This window comes from Microcoleus sp. OTE_8_concoct_300 (assembly GCF_031383065.1).
Classification (GTDB): domain Bacteria; phylum Cyanobacteriota; class Cyanobacteriia; order Cyanobacteriales; family Microcoleaceae; genus Microcoleus.
On the sequence record NZ_JANMZH010000454.1, the window covers coordinates 1 to 1,576 of the forward strand.

The window sequence follows — 1,576 nt, forward strand, 5'->3', positions numbered from 1 at the left end:
AATCAAAACTGGACTGATTCAATTACTAAAGGATGGGCAGCCTGCCGCAGGTGGGTTCTCAATAACCTTGTGGGGTATAGCGATCGCACTGTTAATGTTTATAGGTGTAATGCTGGCAATCCGCAGTTTGCTTTACTTACCGCAATGGAGACAGGCGATTCGTAGAATTTCATGGTGGCGGGTCTGGTTAGGGATTGGCTGCACATTCTTGCCAGCGTTTTTCCTACTTGTATTACCTTGGCTATTCGCATTGGTGTCCGATCGATTCTTTGGATATGTAGTTCTGTTTCGATCTATGCTCGATCTCATGCTTTGGCTGAGTGTGTGTGCGGTTTTGGGCGTAGTAAATGGAATTGCACGTTTGATACTTCTGGCGCGTTCCAATGGCTGAGAGTATTAGAAAAGCCAAAGTATCTATTCAATCTCACGTCAATTTCACAATCCAAAATAAATTATTTTATCCCTCTTCTGTCACTCTCCGGATTAAAGAAGTAAGAAATAAGCCCAGATTAAGCAGAAGAATAAAAGGGTGGGAATTGATTCAGTGCATCAATTAAATGCTTAAACAAAAGCAATAAATTAGAATTAGGGGATATTTCCCGACCCGGATAAATCAACCCAAATACAAGGATGGGTTGGATAAATAAACTAAAATTATTCAACGTATTATTCCATCCACTTTGGTGATTCTATTCTTGATGAGGCGATAAATTAGCCTAAGTATTATTGGGATTATATTGAGTTATATCGCATAGATTTAAGGAGAAAAAAGCTGGGGAATTTAAACTAATCGTTGTGTAAACACAAAAAATAATTGACCACCACTTTTCAATATCCTGTTTTGAGAGGTTGCTTTTTCAAGACTGGCATCTTCAGAAGCAAGACTAAAATTAGCTAGACCTCCTTTTAGATGTTCGTCGGCACCAAGAGAACTTGTCGAAGCTACTTGACCCCCATTCAAAGTAAGTGCTTCTGTTTCCGAAAGCATTTCTGTCGGTGTTGATGCCACTTCCTTAGGAGCCACCAGCGCCAGCATACCCTCGTAATAAAAAATACTTGCTTTTAGTTGTACAGCTTTCGCACGTACATCAGCAAGTTCTGACTTCTGCTGGTCAAAATTTGCTGTTTGAGCCGTTAGACGTGCTGTTCGCGCGCAACATCCTGTGCTATAGCTCCTAAAACTCTCTCTGCTTCTGAGAAGATAAAACAACAAAACAAATTAGGGAAGCAAAACATAGAAAAAAATGCAAAACTCAACCTATAGCCTTTCTCGGTAACATGAGGTGCTCAATTGGCATCGGGCATCGGGCATCGGGCATCGGCCAAATAGGGCATCGGGCATCGGGCATCGGCTTATGACTGGCCCCCCATACCTCACCACGCTTGAGAACCGCTATATCTCTAAATGACATAAAATACTGCTGCTAAGGAATGAGGGTAGTAATAAATATGTAGTGATTAGATATTTATTGGCTCAAGACATAGTTGTAATGATGGATAAAATACCAAATAGCACCAATATGGTTTTCTAACTTTTTAGAAAATGAAAGAGTTTTTCTTACGATCCGAGAAACAC

1 protein-coding gene and 1 pseudogene are annotated in these 1,576 nt (G+C 40.5%); both read right to left on the reverse strand.

Annotation, left to right across the window (positions count from 1 at the left end):
* Nucleotides 1-781: 781 nt before the first annotated feature.
* Complete coding sequence (locus ACUVJL_RS20665) at nt 782-1,213, reverse strand: hypothetical protein (RefSeq protein WP_445247547.1); 432 nt, start codon at nt 1,211-1,213, stop codon at nt 782-784.
* A 253-nt stretch (nt 1,214-1,466) separates the two neighbouring features.
* Nucleotides 1,467-1,576, reverse strand: a pseudogene (locus ACUVJL_RS20670) (IS1 family transposase); the annotation flags it as partial.